Source organism: Serratia sp. C2(1), assembly GCF_036352655.1.
In the GTDB taxonomy this organism is placed as follows: domain Bacteria; phylum Pseudomonadota; class Gammaproteobacteria; order Enterobacterales; family Enterobacteriaceae; genus Serratia; species Serratia inhibens.
Genome location: NZ_JAZFBA010000006.1, coordinates 44,669 through 63,938 on the forward strand (window position 1 = coordinate 44,669; position 19,270 = coordinate 63,938).

Here is a 19,270-nt window from a genome sequence, read left to right on the forward strand (position 1 = left end):
GAATAAAAACCGCAACTTATCAAATATCGAGAAAAATCATCTATATACCACATTAGAGGTATATGAAGGTGTACTTGATTTGCATCAATAAATTGCCCGTGGGGAGGCATAAGGTAAGCTCAGGAAATCAGAATTTTGAGGCAATAATGAGCAGAGTCAAACTTGCTGTCATCGGGAACGGCATGGTCGGCCACCGGTTTATCGAAGATCTGCTGGAAAAAGCAGACAAAGACCAGTTTGAGATCACCGTATTTTGTGAAGAACCGCGCATCGCCTATGACCGCGTGCACCTGTCTTCTTATTTCGCCCACCATACCGCCGAAGAACTTTCTCTGGTGCGCGAAGGCTTTTACGAAAAACAGGGCGTAAAGGTGTTGGTCGGCGAACGCGCCATTACCATCAACCGCAGTGAGAAGGTCATTCACTCCAATACCGGCCGCACCCTTTACTACGACAAGCTGATCATGGCCACCGGTTCTTACCCGTGGATCCCGCCGATTAAAGGCTCGGAAAGCCAGGATTGCTTCGTCTACCGCACAATTGAAGATCTGAACGCCATCGAAGCCTGCGCACGCCGCAGCAAACGCGGCGCCGTAGTGGGCGGCGGCCTGCTGGGGCTTGAAGCCGCAGGCGCGCTGAAAAGCCTGGGTGTCGAAACCCATGTCATTGAATTCGCGCCAATGCTGATGGCCGAACAGCTCGATCCTATGGGCGGCGATCAGTTGCGCCGCAAGATCGAACGCATGGGCGTCAAAGTGCACACCGGTAAAAATACGAAAGAGATCGTCAACGGCGGGGAACAGGCGCGCAAAACCATGCAGTTCGCCGACGGCACCGAGCTGGAAGTGGACTTTATCGTGTTTTCCACCGGCATCCGCGCTCAGGACAAGCTGGCTCACCAGTGTGGCCTGGCTACCGCCCGCCGTGGCGGCATCGTGATTAACGACAGTTGCCAAACCTCCGATCCGGACGTTTACGCCATCGGCGAGTGTGCCTCCTGGCATGAGCGCACCTTCGGCCTGGTGGCACCGGGCTATAAAATGGCACAGGTCACGGCCGATCATCTGCTGGGCCGTGAAAATGCCTTCCAGGGTGCCGACATGAGCGCCAAGCTGAAGCTGCTGGGCGTAGACGTTGGCGGCATCGGCGATGCCCACGGCCGCACTGAAGGCGCACGCAGCTACGTTTATCTGGATGAAAGCAAAGAAGTCTATAAGCGCATCATCGTCAGCGCCGACAACAAAACCCTGCTCGGCGCGGTGCTGGTCGGCGACACCAGCGACTACGGCAACCTGTTGCAACTGACGCTGAACGCCATTGCACTGCCGGAAAACCCGGACGGCCTGATCCTGCCGGCGCACGCGGGCAGCAAACCGGCCATCGGCGTAGATTCATTGCCGGAAACCGCGCAAATCTGCTCCTGCTTCGACGTCACCAAAGGCGACATCATCAAGGCGGTCGGCATGGGTTGCCACACCGTCGCGGCGATAAAATCAGAAACCAAGGCCGGTACCGGCTGCGGCGGCTGTATTCCGCTGATCACCCAGGTGCTGAACGCCGAGCTGAGCAAACAGGGCATCGAGGTTAACCATCACCTGTGCGACCACTTCGCCTATTCACGCCAGGAGTTGTACCACCTGATCCGCGTTGAAAATATCAAGTCCTTCGACGCACTGCTGGCCAAATACGGCAAAGGTTACGGCTGCGAAGTCTGTAAACCGACCGTCGGCTCGCTGCTGGCCTCCTGCTGGAATGAGTTCGTACTCAAACCGCAGCACACGCCGCTGCAGGACACCAACGACAACTTCCTCGGCAATATCCAGAAAGACGGCACCTACTCGGTGATCCCGCGTTCCGCCGGCGGTGAAATTACGCCGGACGGGCTGATGGCGGTCGGCCAGATTGCCAAAGAATACAACCTGTATACCAAGATGACCGGTTCTCAGCGCATCGGCATGTTCGGTGCGCAGAAAGACGACCTACCGGCCATCTGGAGCAAGTTGATTGCCGCCGGTTTTGAAACCGGCCACGCCTACGCCAAGGCGTTACGCATGTCGAAAACCTGCGTCGGCAGCACCTGGTGCCGCTTTGGCGTGGGTGACAGCGTCGGGTTTGGCGTCAAACTGGAACACCGCTACAAAGGCATCCGCACGCCACACAAAATGAAGTTCGGCGTTTCCGGCTGTACCCGCGAATGCGCTGAAGCGCAGGGCAAGGACGTCGGCATCATCGCCACCGAGAACGGCTGGAACCTGTACGTGTGCGGTAACGGCGGCATGAAACCCCGCCACGCCGACCTGCTGGCGGCGGATCTCGACAGCGCTACGCTGGAGCGTTATCTCGACCGTTTCATGATGTTCTATATCCGCACCGCCGATAAGCTGCAACGCACCTCGGTGTGGCTGGAAAGCCTGGAAGGCGGCATCGATTATCTGCGCAAGGTGATCATTGACGACAAACTGGGCATCAACGATCAGTTGGAAGCCGAAATCGCCCGCCTGCGTGAGGCGGTGATCTGCGAGTGGAAAGAAGCCGTCGAAGATCCGCAGGCCCAGGTGCGTTTCGCACACTTTATCAACAGCAGCCTGCGCGATCCGAACGTACAGGTCGTGGCCGAGCGCGAACAGCATCGGCCGGCGCGTCCGGATGAACGCATTCCCGTCACCCTGCTGGACGCTGAGGAGAACAACGTATGAGCCAGTGGATCACGCTTTGCCCCGTCACTGATATCTTGCCCGGCACCGGCGTGTGCGCCCTGATCGGCGAGCAGCAGGTGGCGATATTCCGTCCCCATGCCGATGAACAGGTGTTTGCCATCAGCAATATCGATCCCTTCGCCCAGGCCAGCGTGCTGTCACGTGGCCTGATCGCCGAACATCAGGGTGAACTTTGGGTCGCCAGCCCGCTGAAAAAACAGCATTTCCGCCTGCATGACGGCTACTGCCTGGAAGACGGCAGCCGCTCCGTCGCGCATTTCACCAGCCGGGTAGTCGACGGCATGGTGCAGGTCGCGGCCTGACATTTTACTTTAACCTCAGGGGAAGCAGCATGTTCACCGATCCCATCAACAAATGCGCCGCCAACGCGGCGCGCATCGTCAGGCTGTCGAAAGACAGCCCGCTGGGCTTCTGGATCAGCTCGGCGATGGCCGGGGCTTACGTCGGCCTCGGCATCATTTTGATCTTCACCCTTGGCAATCTGGTCGATCCTTCCCTTCGGCCATTAGTGATGGGCGCCACCTTCGGCATCGCGCTGACGCTGGTGATCATCGCCGGTTCCGAGCTGTTTACCGGCCATACCATGTTCCTGACGCTGGGCGTCAAAGCCGGTACCATTCGCCACAGCCAGATGTGGGCAGTCCTGCCGCAAACCTGGTTGGGCAACTTGCTGGGGTCGGTGCTGGTGGCGCTGATGTATTACTACGGCGGCGGCAGCCTGCTGCCGGTGGACACCAGCCTGATACATACTGCCGCGCTGGCGAAAACCACCGCCCCCGCCGAGGTGCTGTTCTTCAAAGGCGTATTGTGCAACTGGCTGGTTTGCCTGGCGATTTGGATGGCGATTCGCGTCGAGGGCGCCGCCAAGTTCATCGCCATCTGGTGGTGCCTGCTGGCCTTTATCGCCTCCGGCTACGAACACTCCGTCGCCAACATGACGCTGTTCGCCTTGTCCTGGTTCGGCCATCACAGCGAAGCCTACACGCTGAGCGGGATCGGCCATAACCTGTTGTGGGTGACGCTGGGCAATATCCTGTCCGGTTCGGTCCTGATGGGCCTGGGTTACTGGTACGCCACCCCGCGCGCCGAACGCCCTCAGGCCGAGAAAACCGCAGCGCGCCAGGCTGCATAATATTCCGGGGGCGCACTGCCCCCCGTTGCCGATTGCTCCGAGGATTGCCAATGGATTACCTGCCGATTTTCTGCCAACTGCAACACAAAGCCTGCCTGCTGGTCGGCGGCGGCGAGGTTGCCGAACGCAAGGCGCGTCTGCTGCTGGACGCCGGCGCGTTACTGACCGTCAACGCCTGCGCGTTCAGCCCCCAGTTCCACGAGTGGGCGGCCCTTGGCCGGGTGACGCTGGTGGAAGGGGAATTCAGCGCGGTATTGCTGGCGGAAAAATGGCTGGTCATCGCCGCAACCGATCGGCTCGAGGTCAACGCGCTGGTCTATCAGTGCGCCAACCAGCAACGGGTATTCTGCAATGTCGTTGACGACCCCAAACGCGCCAGTTTTATCATGCCGTCGATTATCGATCGCTCGCCGATCATGGTCGCGGTGTCCTCCGGCGGCAAAGCGCCGGTGCTGGCGCGGCTGCTGCGCGAAAAGCTGGAAGCCGTGCTGCCGCAGCATCTTGGCAAGCTGGCGCAACTGGGCGGCTCATTGCGCCAACGGGTGAAACGGCACTTTACCGGTGCAGGTGCCCGCCGTCGTTTTTGGGAAAAGCTGTTCGCCCATGACCGGCTGGCGCAATCGCTGGCCAATGATGACCAGGCGCTGGCGGAACGGCAGATAGAACAGCTGTTCAACGGCCCTGCGGAGGAGTCCGGCGAAGTGGTACTGGTGGGCGCCGGGCCGGGGGACGCCGGTTTGCTGACACTCAAGGGTTTGCAACAGATCCAGCAGGCCGATGTAGTGGTGTACGATCGGCTGGTGTCCGATGAAGTCATGACGTTGGTACGGCGCGATGCCGAGCGTATCTTCGTCGGCAAGCGCGCCGGTCATCATTGCGTACCGCAGGAGCAAATCAACCTCATCCTGCTGGAGCAAGCGCAACAGGGTAAACGCGTAGTCCGGCTGAAAGGCGGCGACCCGTTTATTTTCGGCCGTGGCGGCGAAGAGCTGGAAACCCTGGCCGATGCCAATATCCCGTTCTCGGTGGTACCGGGCATTACCGCCGCCTCCGGCTGTTCGGCCTACAGCGGCATTCCCCTCACCCATCGCGACCATGCGCAGAGCGTGCGACTGGTAACCGGCCACGCCAAGAGCGACGGCGGGCTGGACTGGGCAACGCTGGCCGCCGGGCAACAAACGCTGGTGTTTTACATGGGCCTGACGCAGGCGGCGGACATCCAGCGCCAGCTGATTGCTCATGGCATGCCCGCGACCACGCCGGTGGCGCTGGTAGAAAACGGCACTTCATGCCGTCAGCGGGTGATCGAAGGCGAGCTGAACCAACTGGGGACGCTGGCCCAACAGGCCGTTAGCCCGAGCCTGATTATCGTTGGCAGCGTGGTGGGCCTGCGCAGTAAGCTGAACTGGTTCTCCAGCCAGGAAACACCGCAAAAACTGGCTCAACTGGCCTGATACCGACGTAAAAAAAGCGGCTCATGGCCGCTTTTCTGTCTGCGCAAAGCATTACGGCTGCGACACGAAGCCTACCGCCTGGTAAACCTTCGCCAACGTTTCCTGAGCGCGCATACGCGCCTTGGCCGCACCGTCACGCATGACCTGCTGCAGCAGGGCCTCGTCATTGCGGAAGTTGTGATAACGCTCCTGCAACTCGCCCAGCATGCCGGACACCGCTTCGGCAACCGCGCCTTTCAGGTGGCCGTACATCTGGCCTTCAAATTCGGCTTCCAGCTGAGCGATGCTCTTGCCGGTCACGCCCGAGAGAATATCCAGCAGGTTGGATACGCCCGGCTTGTTCGCCACGTCGTAACGAATCACCGGCGGCTCTTCGGAGTCGGTCATCGCACGCTTGATTTTCTTGGCCACCGCTTTCGGATCTTCCAGCAGGCCGATCACGTTATTGCGGTTATCGTCCGACTTGGACATCTTCTTGGTCGGATCCTGCAAGGACATCACGCGCGCACCGGACTTGGGAATGAACGGCTCAGGCACCTTGAACACATCGCCGTACAGCGCGTTGAAACGCTGGCCGATGTCGCGGCTCAATTCCAGATGCTGTTTCTGGTCTTCGCCGACCGGCACCTGGTTGGTCTGATACAGCAGGATGTCCGCCGCCATCAACACCGGGTAGCTGAACAGGCCGGCATTGATGTTTTCCGCATAGCGTGCGGATTTGTCTTTGAACTGGGTCATGCGGCTCAGCTCGCCGAAATAGGTGTAGCAGTTCAGCACCCAGCTCAGTTGCGTGTGTTCCGGCACGTGCGACTGCACAAAGATAGTGCTCTTTTGCGGATCGATGCCGCAGGCCAGATACAGCGCCAGCGTATCCAGCGTAGCCTTGCGCAGTTTTTCCGCGTCCTGACGTACGGTGATGGCGTGCAGATCGACGATGCAGTAGATGCAGTCGTAATCGTCCTGCAGCTTAACCCACTGACGCAGCGCACCCATGTAGTTGCCAATGCTCAGTTCACCGGACGGCTGCGCGCCGCTAAATACGATGGGCTTACTCATGTTTAAATTTCCTGATTCTCTAAAGATGACAGCCCAAGAGCGGGCAACAAATCGGCAAAGCGCTCCAACACGCGGTCGGGGTGGCTCAGGGCTATCGCCTCACCGTAGTTATAACCGTAGGTCAGCGCAGCGCTTGGGCAACCTGCCCCCTGTGCCGCCTGAATATCGTTGCGCGAATCGCCCACGAACAGCAGCTCATTGGCGCGCAGACCAAGCTTGCCGAGCACCAGATACAGCGGCGCCGGGTGCGGTTTCTTTTCCACCACGTCGTCACCGCCGATGATCAGCGAGAAATAATCGATAATGCCCAGCGCAGCCAGTAACGGCGCAACAAACGGCGTCGGCTTGTTGGTCACCAGCGCCATCGGGTAACCTTGTGCGGCCAGGCGTGCCAGCGTTTCCTTTACCTGTGGAAACAGGCGGCTGCCGCTGTCGACGGTTTGCGCGTAAAAGTGATCGAAGCGTTCACGCAACTGATGATTGTGTTCCGGCGTGGCTTCCACTTCGGCCCAACGCAGCGCACGCTGCACTAGCACGTCGGCGCCATTGCCAATCCAGGTACCGACCCGAGCTTCGCCGGCCTGCGGCAAACCCATTTCAGCCAACGCCAGATCGATGGCTGCCGCCAGCCCCGGCGCGCTGTCTACCAGCGTGCCGTCGAGATCGAAGGCCAGAGCGCGCACCGCGCTGAAATCAGCCATGGGTCACTTTCGCCAGTTCGCTGCGCATTTCGTCGATCACTTTGCGGTAATCCGGCTTGCCGAAGATTGCTGAACCGGCGACAAACATGTCCGCGCCCGCTGCGGCAATCTCGGCGATATTGTCTACCTTCACGCCACCATCGACTTCCAGACGGATATCGCGACCGCTTTCGTCAATCAGCTTGCGTACCTGACGCAGCTTATCCAGAGTGCCGTGAATAAACGACTGGCCACCAAAGCCGGGGTTGACCGACATCAGCAGGATCACGTCGACTTTATCCATGACGTAATCCAGGTAGCTCAACGGCGTCGCCGGGTTGAATACCAGACCGGCCTTGCAACCGTGTTCTTTAATCAGCTGAATGGTGCGATCGACGTGTTCGGAGGCTTCCGGATGGAAAGAGATGTAGCTGGCGCCCGCTGCGGCGAAATCCGGGACAATGCGATCGACCGGTTTCACCATCAGGTGCACGTCAATCGGCGCGGTGATGCCATAATCGCGCAGCGCCTGGCAAACCATCGGCCCGATGGTCAGATTGGGTACATAGTGGTTATCCATTACGTCGAAGTGCACCACGTCGCCGCCAGCGGCCAGCACGTTAGCGGTATCTTCACCTAACCGGGCAAAATCTGCCGACAGAATGGACGGGGCAATCAAAAACTTTTTCATCCGCAATCTCCAAACGTAGGGTTCGAATTGTTACAGCCGGGGCGTATCCCGGTTTAACGATACAGCGCCAAAAGCTCGTTCACTTTACTGCGACCAAGAATATTGCGGCTGATCGTGCGACGCGCTTTCACCACATACAGCGCAGCATGCTGGTACCAATCACGCGTCAGTTCGGTGTCATGGTTGGAAATCAATACCGGCACCTGGCTTTCCACAGAAAGCTGACGCGCCATTAACGCCAGGCTCTGTTGATCGGCAATGCTGAAGCTGTTGGTGTGGTAAGCGGTAAAATTCGCCGTCGCCGATAATGGCGCATACGGCGGATCGCAATATATCACCGTCCCGCGCTCGGCTTTTGCCATGGTATCGCGGTAATGCTCACAGACAAACGTGGCGTTGCGGGATTTTTCAGCGAACCAGTACAGCTCTTCTTCCGGGAAATACGGTTTCTTGTAACGCCCAAAAGGAACGTTGAACTCACCACGCAGATTATACCGGCACAGACCGTTATAACAGTGGCGGTTCAGATAGAGAAACAGCAGCGCGCGACGATAGGCGTCGGCACTGGTATTAAACTCTTCGCGCAGCAGGTAAAACTGATCCGAGTTATTGAATTCATCGGTGAAAAGAAGGCGAGCATCGCGCACGAAATCATCCGTACGCAGCTTAACGATGTTATACAGGTTGATAAGATCGCTGTTGATGTCGGCGAGAATATAGGCGTCGTACTCCGTGTTCAGGAAGACTGAACCCGCACCCACGAAGGGCTCGATTAAGCAGTCGCCCGCCGGCAGATGACGACGGATCTCGTCAACCAGCGGGTATTTTCCACCAGCCCATTTTAAAAAAGCGCGGTTTTTCTTCATGCCGTCAGTTAGCTACTTATACAATTCAGAGCGGCGGATTGTACTCTGTTTCAGACAGCACATCAGCGCACAAATTTAAATGATTAATACCCTTCATCTTTCAAGCTGGAGCCATGTTGGCTGCGTGCAGTTCTTCGACCTGTCCGTGGGCCTCGCCCCTCTCGGGACCACCGCAGGGGGGAGAGCAAATCTGCTCACGGCAAACTTGCCCCCAACACCGTAGGGGCGAAAAACGTCGCCCCATTTACACGGCCGCAGCATGTCCATCCCTACCAGGCATGAAATTCATGCCCTGGCCGCAGCTTGAAATCTATTGGGTTACTTTTTCAGGTCCTGCTGCACCTGACGTACCGGCTTGGCCCATGGCTTTTTCGCCTGAACATCCGCCGGCAGCGACGCGATGGCACGCTTGGCTTCAGCCGCAGAGGCGTAGTTACCGCTTACCAGCACGTACCATGCCTTGCCGTCACGCTGGGTTGCATACACCTGATAATTCTGCAGCTTCTGCTGCTTGGCGTAGGCGTTCAGCGTATCGGAACGCGAAGCGCTGCTCAGTTGCAGGGTGTAATGGCTGGCCGGAGCAGACTGCAGCGAACTGCCGCTGCCGCTAACAACGCCCGTCTTGGCACTCGTCGTCCCCGTTTTACTGCTTGCCGCTCCCGGTTTGGCGGAAGGCGCCGGGGTATACACCGTGGTTGGCGCTTTATGCTGCGTAGCCGTCGGTTTGCCGGCGGTTTTTGCCGGTGTCTTATGTTGCTGTGGAGCAGTGCCCTGAACCGGGCGCGTTGATTCTTTCGCTGCGGTCGCTGCGGCGCCGTTCATCAGGGTGGCCGGCGCCGTAGGCAGCGTTGAAGCCGGGCCACTCATGCCCTGCGTCGCCGCATCAACCTGGCCCTGCTGGGCAGATAACGCATCCGACATATTGCCCGGCAGATCGACACGCTGCTGCGCCCCCTCTTGCACTGGCTGCGGTTGCGCTTCCGTCGGAGTACTGGAGATCGGCGGAACGCTGACGTTTTGCGGCTGTTGCGCGGAAGTGCTGCTCACGCCGTTGTTGTCATTGGTATCGGTCGTGCCGCCGGTAACACCGGCGTTACCGGCGGTCAGCGACGAAGAGCCGGACAGGTTGATGTCTTTGGCCGCGCCGTTTTGCGCGCCTTCCTGTGCCGCTTCATGCTTGGTTGGCGCCTTCAGCGCCGAGCCGATGCCGATAATCAGCAGCAGTAGCACCAGAATACCGATACCAATCATTAAGTGCTGACGTGAAACGGCAAAGCGTGGTCCCGGAGCCGGTTTACGCGAACGTGCAGGACGACGATCGCTGCTATCAGGTCTGAGATCGTCTTCCGGTTTAAACTCATCCATCTGAAACCCTCCAACTAGAGGCAAAAGCCCACCACCGTAGACCTACCGTGGCACGGGCAGATTAACCCGATGATGACAAAGCGACATCAGTCGTGCTTTGCACATTATTAATATAGATGTAAACGGCGGCTAAGCCACTGTTACTTCTTCCGATTTACTCAGGCATGCCGTTCGGGAAGGCAAGCTGCGATAGAAGCCAGCACCAAATCATGCCCGACTCCGCTACGAACTTCCGCCTGACCGATGGCCGTCGGCAGTACCAGCCGCAGTTCGCCGGCCAACACTTTCTTGTCGCGCATCATGTGCGGCAAATAAGATTCCGGCGCCATTTCCTGCGGCCCGCACACCGGTAAACCAGCGCGTAACAACAGTGTTTTAATGCGTTCGATATCGTCGGTGGAGAACTGACCGAGACGATGCGCGGTTTCCGCAGCCATCATCATGCCGGCTGCCACCGCTTCGCCGTGCAGCCATACACCATAGCCCATTTCCGCTTCGATCGCATGGCCGTAAGTATGGCCCAGATTCAGCAGCGCGCGCAGGCCGCTTTCGCGTTCATCAGCGGCAACCACCTCGGCCTTCAGCTCGCAGCAACGGCGGATACAATAGCCCAGGGCATTCATATCCAGCGCAACCAATGCATCGATATTGTTTTCCAGCCAGACGAAGAAATCGCGATCGAGAATAATCCCGTACTTGATCACTTCAGCCAGACCAGAGGAGAGCTCACGCGCCGGTAAAGTTTTCAGGCAATCCAGATCAACCACCACGGAAGCAGGCTGATAGAATGCACCGATCATGTTTTTGCCGAGCGGATGATTGACGGCGGTTTTACCGCCAACGGAAGAGTCCACCTGCGAAAGCAATGTGGTAGGAACCTGAATAAAGCGGACACCGCGCTGATAGCAAGCCGCGGCAAAACCGGTAAGATCGCCCACCACGCCGCCGCCGAGCGCGATCAATGTGGTATCGCGACCGTGGGGCTTTTGCAGCAGCGCCGAGAACACCTGCTCAAGCACGGCAAGGGATTTATACTGTTCGCCATCAGGTAGAATCACCTGATCCACCATTACGCCAGCCTGTTCTAGCACCTTTCGGACCCGGTCCAAATAGAGCGGCGCCAGGGTTTGGTTGGTGACCAGCATGACCTGTTCACCCGCCTTTAGCGGCATAAAAGAAGCCGGATCGTTAAACAATCCGGCGGCTATGGTAATCGGGTAGCTGCGCTCCCCAAGCGTTACGGTAATTCTCTCCATGTCGCGCTCAGTTCTCAATGTGTGGTTTATCCCCGCTGCTGCGGGGAACACAATCAGTCTTTCCGCATTTGCCGTGGCGAACACGGAAACCGCAATCAGTTGCTTTCCAGCATATTGATAATCTGGTTGGCAACCACTTTAGCGCTTTGATCGTCGGTGCGGATGGTGACATCTGCAATTTCTTCGTATAACGGATTGCGCTCTTTCGCCAGCGCTTCCAGCACTTCGCGCGGAGGAGAATCAACCTGCAGCAACGGACGTTTTTTGTCGCGTTGGGTACGGGCCAACTGCTTCTCGATGGTGGTTTCCAAATAAACCACGACACCACGCGCCGACAGACGGTTGCGCGTTTCACGCGATTTAACCGAACCACCGCCGGTAGCCAGCACAATCCCTTGCTTTTCCGTCAGTTCATTAATGACTTTTTCTTCACGATCGCGGAAACCTTCTTCACCTTCCACGTCGAATACCCAGCCCACGTCAGCTCCGGTACGTCGCTCAATTTCTTGATCGGAGTCGAAGAACTCCATATTGAGTTGCTGAGCTAACTGACGGCCAATAGTGCTTTTGCCGGCACCCATAGGCCCAACCAGAAAGATATTGCGTTTCTCTGCCATGTTTTTGGTATTACTAAGACTATTCGTTAATGTTAACCCGCCCCGCCAATCAAATCAGCGGCGGGACCTAAACTGAAACCTCATGAGCGATAGTGCGAGATCAGACGGAAAATTATCTCAACACTCTTGGTAGTTTGGCAACCGAATAAATCGCAATCCACGCCGCAGGAGGGAAACCATACGTTTTTAACGGCGTCTTGGCGTTAACAAAAAACCTCGGTGCTCAATTCGGTAACCCTTGTAAGCTAAATCGGCCGCAGCGTCAAACGCAGATGCCCCCAAGGTGAGAAAAAAGTGCATCTGCTCATCAACTTTAGGCGATTTTCACCGAACCGGACAGCCTGCTGCTCATGCCTTAATCAATGTTGGAGTAATGAATATCACCAGCTCGCGTCGTTTATGCTGTTTGGTGCTCTGTTTGAACAAGGAACCCAGCAATGGAACATCACCGAGGCCCGGTACCTTGTCCGCTCCCTGGGCGCTCTGACGCTGAAATACGCCACCCAATACAATGGTTTCACCGTCTTTCACCGTCACCTGGGTTTTAATCTCCTGCTTATCGATCGCCAGTGCCTCGCCGGCCGCCCGGGTGATGGAGCGCCCGGGCATGTTCTGGCTGATTTGCAACGTCAGAGTAATGCGGCCATTCGGCAAAATTTTCGGCGTCACCTCCATGCCCAGCACCGCCTCCTTAAACTCCATCGATGTCGCCCCGCTGCTGCCGCTACTCACCTCATAGGGAATTTCCGTGCCCTGTTTAATGCTGGCGGTTTGCTGATGCGCGGTCAGCAAGCGCGGGCTGGCGATGATTTCTACCCGGTTCTCCTGCTCCAGCGCCATTAGCTCCAGATCCAGCAGCCGTCCGCCGATGCGCGCCAGATGGAAGCCGGCGCTGATCGCACTGCGCTCCAGCGGCAGCCCGACGTTAAAACCGCCCATCCGCCATGGCTTTACTGCACCTTCATCCGGGGCCAAGCCCCAGCGCACGCCGAGTTCGCGCAAACTTTCACTGTTAATGGTGACAATATGCGCCGCCAGCTGAACCTGCGCCAACGGTGCATCCATTTCCGCGATGCGCTTGGTCAATAATGCCACTATGGGAGCAGTATCGCGGATCAGCAGCGCGTTGGTGCGTTTATCCGCCACCACGCTGCCGCGTTCGCTCAGCAAAATACTGCCCTGGGCATTCAGATTTTCGGCAATCTCAACCGCATCGGCATGGTTTAACGTCAGCGTCACGCTTTCCAACGGTTGCTTTTGTGCCAAAGCCAACTGTTGCCGCTGTTTCTCCTGTTCATCCGGCTCGGGGAACACCATCATGACGTTGCCTTCCAGCGTCATCGACAGTTTCCCCATACGCAAGATCACCGCCAGCGCTTGCTGCCAAGGCACATTATCCAACCGCAATGTCAGATTGCCGCCCACACCTGCGGCGGTAACCACATTAAGCTGTTGATAATCCGCCAACGCCTGCAATACCAAAGTTACCGGGGCGTCCTGAAACGCCAGCGATATCGGTTCCTTGTCCGGTGCTGCAATACCGGTGGCGGCAATACCCCATAACACCGCGCCCAGCCAAGTGCATCCTTTCATGTTTTTTCTTCCTTATGGTTTCCCAATGTCAGCACCACCGCGTTGTCAGCCTCCGGGCAAGCCGGATCTTCCGGGCCCGCTTTCAATACCAACCGCCCCTCAAGCACCTGTTCCACCTGCCAGCGCCCGCCCAGCAGGCTTTGCCTGGGCTCTAAACGCAACCACTGCCCTGTGGGCGTGACCACCCAGGCATGGCGCGACGCTGCCTGCCCGACGGTCCCCTTCAAAAGCCAATTTGCCGGCGATTCCCTCTGCGACGGGCAATCAGCCACGGCTGGCGGCATAAAGGGATTGCGCGGTTGCGCCATCAATGCGCACGGCAGCAACAGCCACCAAGCCCCGTAACCTTTATTCATCCTCATTTACCCGCGTAGCGTCTGCCGACGCGTCGTGTAAAACGAAGTGCGCCATCAGATCTTCAGCCCGTGCTTCAAGGGTTATTTGATCGATGCGTAATGAGGAAGGCAACGCCTCCAGTAGCCGCAAGACACCGTCGTAATGGATATTCAGGCTGAGGGTTTGACGCTGCGGTTTCTCCTGCTGCTGCCAGCGTTGCAATGCGGCGCCCGTCCGTTGCAGCACTTGCGTAAGATCATCATGAACGGCGGGTCTGGACGCGTTCTGCTGCAGTCGAAGATTAATCTCGTCCAACGTTGGCATCTGAGCCAATTGCTGTTTTAACGGCTCAATCTGCTCAATCAGACGCTGTTGCTCCGCCAGCGTCCGCTCCCGCTGTTGCCCTTTACCGTGCAACAACAGCATGCCAAACAGCAAAGCCAGGCAGCCCAACACCGACCACTGCGCGGCCAGCGCCTTCCAACCCGGCAAATCCAACCAGCGCTTTGTCCAGAGTGGCAACGGCTTATCCATTCAGCCCCCATTGCGCCATCAGCGTGAATGAAAACAGACCATCTTTGCGCTGCACCACCTCAGCCAGCCGACAGTGCTGCAATAGCGGCAAAGCCGCCAACTCCCGCTCAAACCGGATGACCGCCCCATAACGGCGGCTGAGACCCCGCAGCGTGATTTTTTGTGCGTCGCTTTCCAGTACGGTAAGCCACAGCGGCGCGGGAAGAATGGTTGAGAACTGTTGTAACAGCTGCAGGTAACGCCGGTTATGTGCCCGGTTCTTCTCCTGCCTGTCCGCCAGTTCGGTCAAGCGCGCCAAACGCGCCATCGCCTGCCGGGTTTGCTGGTAGCGCTCTGCCAACCCTGCCTGTTGACGGGACAGCGTCAACAGAACTTCATGCCGTTGCGTCTGTTGGTGACTCATCAGGCCAAAAACAGCGGCCATCGCTGCCAGCATCAACGCCAGTTGCAACACGAAAAGGCGTAACCAGAAAGCACAGCGGCGACGCTGGGCCAGCCTACGCCAGGGCAGAAGGTTAACCTGATACATCAGTTGTCCCCACTGCGCAGCGCCAACCCACCGGCCAACACAAATGCCCCCGGCAAACGGGGTAACGGGGGCCGCAGTTGGTTGAATGCGCTGAACGGCGACCATGGCAGACACCCCGGCGGAGGCAGCTCATCCACCACGCTGCTGTAATAAACCTGATGTTCACCGAGTGAGGGGCAAGCTGCATGCATCGCCGCCAGCGCCTGGCTTGCCTCGCTCTCCGGTAAAATGCCATAGGAAAAGGCCGTACGGCGTGGAGCTGCCCACAGCCACTCCCGCTCGAGGCGGTGCAACAAACCCGCTTCGGCCGGTACGCCTGCGGCAAACGCCATTATGTGCAAGGCACAGGGAGTGATATCGACCACCTGCGGCCGTAAATTGGCCTGGCGTAAACAATGCAGCCACTGCTGCAACTCTTGCTGGCGTGCGGCGGTGAGCAACAGAGCGGCAGAGTCAGGCGGAGAGGGACGGTAGTCCAGCGCCAATGTCTGGCTGTCCAGCGGGAACTGCTTCAGGCCCTGGCTGGTGATATAATCGCCGCGCGCCGGCTCTTTCAGCCGGGCATCCGGCATCGGCATCTGATGCTGCAAAACCCGCTGGGCAGGCAAAGCAATGCGTAAGCAAATATGTCTTGGCAACTGGACCCGCCATTGTCGCAACGCGCGAACCAGCACCTCCGGCTGCTCGAGACACCCTTCGCGCAGTACCGCTTGCGGCAGCCTTTGCTGCCACCAATGACGCAGTTGCCAACCGTTGCGCCGGCGCTGTGCCGCCAGGGCGCAGATGCGGTTACTTTGTATATCCAGCCCCACCTGCCATGCTTGAGAGAACATATTTCGCCCGACCTCCATATCGTCAGATGATAAAAGAACATATCCATGTTGCAGGCTTGCCTTTATACTACCGCGCGGTTGTTTATAAACTGCCCAAATGACATGAAAATGGGAAATCTCAGGTGAAGTTCGTAAAGTATTTACTAATCCTTGCAGTGTGTTGCATCGTGTTGGGGGCAGCCTCGATTTTTGGCTTGTACAAATATGTCGAGCCACAGCTGCCTGACGTTGCAACGCTGAAAGACGTACGGCTGCAGATACCGATGCAGGTTTACAGCGCCGATGGCGAACTGATCGCCCAATACGGTGAAAAACGTCGTATTCCGCTGAAACTTAACCAAATTCCGCCGGTCATGGTGCATGCGTTTATCGCCACCGAAGACAGCCGTTTCTATGAACATCACGGCGTCGATCCGGTCGGCATCTTCCGTGCCGCCTCTATTGCACTGGTCTCCGGCCATGCATCCCAGGGGGCGAGTACCATTACCCAACAGCTGGCGAGAAACTTCTTTTTAAGCCCGGAACGCACCCTGATGCGCAAGATCAAGGAAGCCTTCCTGGCGGTACGCATCGAACAGATGCTGACCAAAGACGAAATCCTCGAGCTGTATCTGAACAAAATCTACCTGGGTTACCGCGCCTACGGCGTGGGTGCTGCAGCGCAGGTGTATTTCGGCAAAGACGTCAGCCAGCTGACCTTGAGTGAAATGGCGACCATCGCCGGCTTGCCTAAAGCGCCGTCAACCTTCAACCCGCTTTACTCGCACGATCGCGCCGTGGCTCGCCGTAATGTGGTGCTGTCGCGCATGCTGGACGAGCATTACATCACTCAGGCCCAGTACGATCAGGCCCGTGGCGAAGATCTGGTGGCTAACTACCATGCGCCGGAGATTAACTTCTCTGCACCCTATCTCTCCGAGATGGTGCGTCAGGAGATGATCAAGCGTTACGGTGAAAATGCCTATACGGACGGTTACAAGGTCTATACCACCGTCACCAAAAAATTGCAGTTGGCGGCTCAGGAGTCGGTACGCAACAACGTGCTGGCGTATGACATGCGTCACGGCTACCGTGGCCCGTCCAACGTGCTGTGGAAAGTGGGTGAGGCGGCCTGGGATCAAAAACAGATCGTCGACTCACTGAAAAACTTGCCGAATTATGGCCCGCTGGCGCCTGCGGTGATCACCCGGGCGACTGCCGAAGAAGCAACGGCCATGCTGTCCGATGGCAGCAATATTGCCTTGCCAATGGCCGCCATGCGCTGGGCACGTCCGTACAAATCCGACACGCAACAGGGCCCAACGCCAAAACGCGTGACCGACGTGGTGCAGGCCGGCCAGCAGGTGTGGGTGCGCAAGGTGAATGAAAGCTGGTGGCTGTCACAGGTGCCGGACGTCAACTCGGCCCTGGTGTCGATCAACCCGAACGATGGCGCCGTTAAAGCGCTGGTCGGCGGGTTCGACTTCAACCAGAGCAAGTTCAACCGCGTTACCCAGGCGCTGCGTCAGGTCGGCTCCAACATCAAGCCGTTCCTGTACACAGCGGCGATGGATAAAGGCCTGACTCTGGCCACTATCCTGAACGATCTGCCGGTCACACGTTGGGATGCCGGTGCCGGTACTGACTGGCGGCCGAAGAACTCGCCGCCAACCTACGACGGCCCTATTCGCCTGCGTCAGGGGCTGGGACAATCGAAGAACGTCGTGATGGTGCGCGCCATGCGTGCAATGGGCGTCGACTACGCGGCGGAATATCTGCAGCGTTTCGGCTTCCCGGCGCAAAACATCGTGCACACCGAATCTCTGGCGCTGGGTTCGGCTTCGTTCACGCCGATGCAACTGGTGCGCGGCTATGCGGTATTGGCAAACGGCGGTTATCTGGTCGACCCGTATTTCATCACCAAAATCGAAGATGAAACCGGCAATACTGTGTTTGAAACCAAACCCAAAGTCGTTTGCGACAGCTGTAATCTGCCGGTGATTTATGGCGATACCCACCGTTCTGCCGTGCTTTCCGACGACAACGTCGAAAACGTCGCGACGTCGCAGGAAGGCGGTAACGGTAACGTGCCGATGCCGCAGTTGGAACAGGTCACGCCGGCTCAGGTACTGCAGGATGGCGATCTGCAATATGCGCCGCATGTGATCAGTACCCAGTTGGCGTTCCTGATGCACGATGCATTGAACAGCAACATCTTTGGTGAACCGGGTTGGATGGGCACCGCATGGCGCGCCGGGCGCGATTTGAAACGGCGTGATATCGGCGGCAAAACCGGTACCACCAACAGTTCAAAAGACGCCTGGTTCTCCGGCTATGGCCCGGATACCGTCACTTCAGTCTGGATTGGCTTCGACGATCATCGCCGCGACCTCGGCCGCGCAACGGCTTCCGGTGCCATCGAAGATCAGATCTCCGGCGGCGAAGGCGGTGCGAAGAGCGCGCAACCGGCATGGGATGATTTTATGAAGGTCGCACTGGAAGGCATTCCTGAGCAGAAAGTCACCCCACCGCCGGGCATTATCAGCGTCACCATCGACAAAAGCAGCGGCAAGCTTTCCGGCGGCGGCGGCGGTAGTCGCTCTGAATACTTTATCGAAGGTACTCAGCCGACAAGCTACCCGACGCGGGATACCGGCACTACGTTGACGGACCCCGGCGGCGAAAGCCACGAGCTGTTCTGATAGAAAAGGGCCAGAGAAATCTGGCCCTTTTTTTATCTACGGAAGTAGGAGAAGCTCTGTCTAACGCGAGCCGCGCAGAAAGGCCTCGGTGAGAAACAGCGCGCTGACATTGCGCGCCTCGCGGAAATCCGGCTCCGCCAGCAATGTCATCATGTCGGCTATCGGCCAACGCACCTGCGGCAAGGGTTCAGGCTCGTCGCCCTCCAGACTCTGCGGATAGAGATCGTGCGCCAGCACAATATTCATTTTGCTGGAAAAATAGGATGGCGCCATGGTCAGCTTGCTGAGAAAATCGAAACGTTTGGCGCCAAAACCCACCTCTTCCATCAGTTCGCGGTTAGCCGCTTCCAGCACGCCTTCACCTGGATCGATCAAGCCTTTGGGGAAACCCAGCTCGTAAGATTCGGTGCCCACCGCATATTCGCGGATCAGCAGCAAGTCGTCGCCAATCACCGGGACAATCATCACCGCCTCCCTGTCTGAGGGCCGCATCCGCTCATACACCCGCCGTACACCATTACTGAACTCCAGATCGACCGACTCAACGTTAAATAAACGCGAACGAGCGACCGTTTCCACTTTCAGAATTTTAGGTTTTTGCAGGTGTTTATCCATGATTGCCTCAAATGAGTTATCCGGCGGTGCGCCACAGCATCAGAGGTGATGACGCGGATAACCAGAATAATGATTGGCGTGGCGTATATGCGCTCAAACGCTGACCAAATTCGATCTTGATCACATTGTGCGTTAATGAGAACCTTTGTCGCAACGAGCACAAGCAGTAATTTACTTTTTTTTAACAAGCGTAGCCAGCACCCGCCGATTTTCTGTACCCATTCAGTAAAAAGAGAGCATTAAAATAGGATAATGCCGATATCGACCCCCATGGTCGGTTGCTATCATCGCGTAGAGAATGTACGGCAACTGAGC

Annotated in this window: 18 protein-coding genes; 5 read left to right on the forward strand and 13 right to left on the reverse strand. The window is 57.6% G+C overall.

The genetic code is table 11. The features are described from left to right. Positions 1-146 precede the first annotated feature (146 nt). The 4 genes from nirB to cysG are packed head-to-tail and all read left to right on the forward strand — an operon-like array spanning position 147 to position 5,303. Positions 147-2,696, forward strand: a complete 2,550-nt coding sequence (gene nirB, locus V2S86_RS22860; RefSeq protein WP_330764265.1) for a nitrite reductase large subunit NirB — start codon at positions 147-149, stop codon at positions 2,694-2,696. Then, positions 2,693-3,019, forward strand: a complete 327-nt coding sequence (gene nirD / locus V2S86_RS22865) for a nitrite reductase small subunit NirD (protein ID WP_330764266.1) — start codon at positions 2,693-2,695, stop codon at positions 3,017-3,019. Before nirB ends, nirD begins: the two co-directional genes overlap by 4 nt. A 29-nt stretch (positions 3,020-3,048) precedes the next feature. Next, positions 3,049-3,849: a nitrite transporter NirC gene (nirC, locus tag V2S86_RS22870; RefSeq protein ID WP_330764267.1), complete on the forward strand. Its 801-nt coding sequence runs from the start codon at positions 3,049-3,051 to the stop codon at positions 3,847-3,849. Between the two features lie 50 nt (positions 3,850-3,899). Beyond that, positions 3,900-5,303 carry a siroheme synthase CysG gene (gene cysG / locus V2S86_RS22875; RefSeq protein WP_330764268.1) on the forward strand — a complete coding sequence of 468 codons (1,404 nt, stop codon included), beginning with the start codon at positions 3,900-3,902 and terminating at the stop codon, positions 5,301-5,303. A 51-nt stretch (positions 5,304-5,354) separates the two neighbouring features. On the opposite strand, the gene trpS is transcribed toward cysG, so the two are convergent. The 12 genes from trpS to pilM form a co-directional block, all read right to left on the reverse strand. Continuing rightward, entirely contained in the window at positions 5,355-6,359 is a 1,005-nt protein-coding gene (trpS, locus tag V2S86_RS22880; protein WP_330764269.1) for a tryptophan--tRNA ligase, read from the reverse strand. Between the two features lie 2 nt (positions 6,360-6,361). Further along, positions 6,362-7,060 carry a phosphoglycolate phosphatase gene (locus V2S86_RS22885; protein ID WP_330764270.1) on the reverse strand — a complete coding sequence of 233 codons (699 nt, stop codon included), beginning with the start codon at positions 7,058-7,060 and terminating at the stop codon, positions 6,362-6,364. Next, complete coding sequence (rpe, locus tag V2S86_RS22890) at positions 7,053-7,730, reverse strand: ribulose-phosphate 3-epimerase (protein ID WP_330764271.1); 678 nt, start codon at positions 7,728-7,730, stop codon at positions 7,053-7,055. Before rpe ends, V2S86_RS22885 begins: the two co-directional genes overlap by 8 nt. A 53-nt stretch (positions 7,731-7,783) precedes the next feature. Next, positions 7,784-8,596 carry an adenine-specific DNA-methyltransferase gene (gene dam, locus V2S86_RS22895; RefSeq protein ID WP_006319076.1) on the reverse strand — a complete coding sequence of 271 codons (813 nt, stop codon included), beginning with the start codon at positions 8,594-8,596 and terminating at the stop codon, positions 7,784-7,786. Positions 8,597-8,914: 318 nt separating this feature from the next. Then, entirely contained in the window at positions 8,915-9,961 is a 1,047-nt protein-coding gene (locus V2S86_RS22900) for an SPOR domain-containing protein (protein ID WP_330764272.1), read from the reverse strand. Positions 9,962-10,119: 158 nt separating this feature from the next. Next, positions 10,120-11,217 carry a 3-dehydroquinate synthase gene (gene aroB, locus V2S86_RS22905; RefSeq protein WP_330764273.1) on the reverse strand — a complete coding sequence of 366 codons (1,098 nt, stop codon included), beginning with the start codon at positions 11,215-11,217 and terminating at the stop codon, positions 10,120-10,122. A gap of 95 nt (positions 11,218-11,312) precedes the next feature. Beyond that, positions 11,313-11,834, reverse strand: a complete 522-nt coding sequence (gene aroK / locus V2S86_RS22910) for a shikimate kinase AroK (protein ID WP_004391482.1) — start codon at positions 11,832-11,834, stop codon at positions 11,313-11,315. 348 nt (positions 11,835-12,182) lie between these two features. After that, positions 12,183-13,427 carry a DNA uptake porin HofQ gene (gene hofQ, locus V2S86_RS22915; RefSeq protein ID WP_330764274.1) on the reverse strand — a complete coding sequence of 415 codons (1,245 nt, stop codon included), beginning with the start codon at positions 13,425-13,427 and terminating at the stop codon, positions 12,183-12,185. Then, the gene (locus V2S86_RS22920; protein WP_330764275.1) at positions 13,424-13,783 is read right to left on the reverse strand and encodes a hypothetical protein; all 360 of its coding nucleotides are present in this window, start codon (positions 13,781-13,783) and stop codon (positions 13,424-13,426) included. Before V2S86_RS22920 ends, hofQ begins: the two co-directional genes overlap by 4 nt. Continuing rightward, entirely contained in the window at positions 13,776-14,297 is a 522-nt protein-coding gene (locus tag V2S86_RS22925) for a hypothetical protein (protein ID WP_330764276.1), read from the reverse strand. The genes V2S86_RS22920 and V2S86_RS22925 overlap by 8 nt, the downstream gene beginning before the upstream one ends. Beyond that, on the reverse strand, positions 14,290-14,826 hold the full coding sequence (locus tag V2S86_RS22930) for a PilN domain-containing protein (RefSeq protein ID WP_330764278.1): 537 nt from the start codon (positions 14,824-14,826) through the stop codon (positions 14,290-14,292). Before V2S86_RS22930 ends, V2S86_RS22925 begins: the two co-directional genes overlap by 8 nt. Then, positions 14,826-15,659 carry a type IV pilus biogenesis protein PilM gene (gene pilM / locus V2S86_RS22935; protein ID WP_330764279.1) on the reverse strand — a complete coding sequence of 278 codons (834 nt, stop codon included), beginning with the start codon at positions 15,657-15,659 and terminating at the stop codon, positions 14,826-14,828. The genes V2S86_RS22930 and pilM overlap by 1 nt, the downstream gene beginning before the upstream one ends. Before the next feature lie 122 nt (positions 15,660-15,781). Here pilM and mrcA point away from each other — a divergent pair, with 122 nt between their 5' ends. Then, positions 15,782-18,340, forward strand: coding sequence for a peptidoglycan glycosyltransferase/peptidoglycan DD-transpeptidase MrcA (gene mrcA, locus V2S86_RS22940; RefSeq protein WP_330764281.1), 2,559 nt, complete (start codon positions 15,782-15,784; stop codon positions 18,338-18,340). 60 nt (positions 18,341-18,400) lie between these two features. Here the strand turns inward: mrcA and nudE are convergent, their stop codons facing one another. Beyond that, entirely contained in the window at positions 18,401-18,955 is a 555-nt protein-coding gene (nudE, locus tag V2S86_RS22945) for an ADP compounds hydrolase NudE (RefSeq protein ID WP_330764282.1), read from the reverse strand. Positions 18,956-19,270 lie beyond the last annotated feature (315 nt).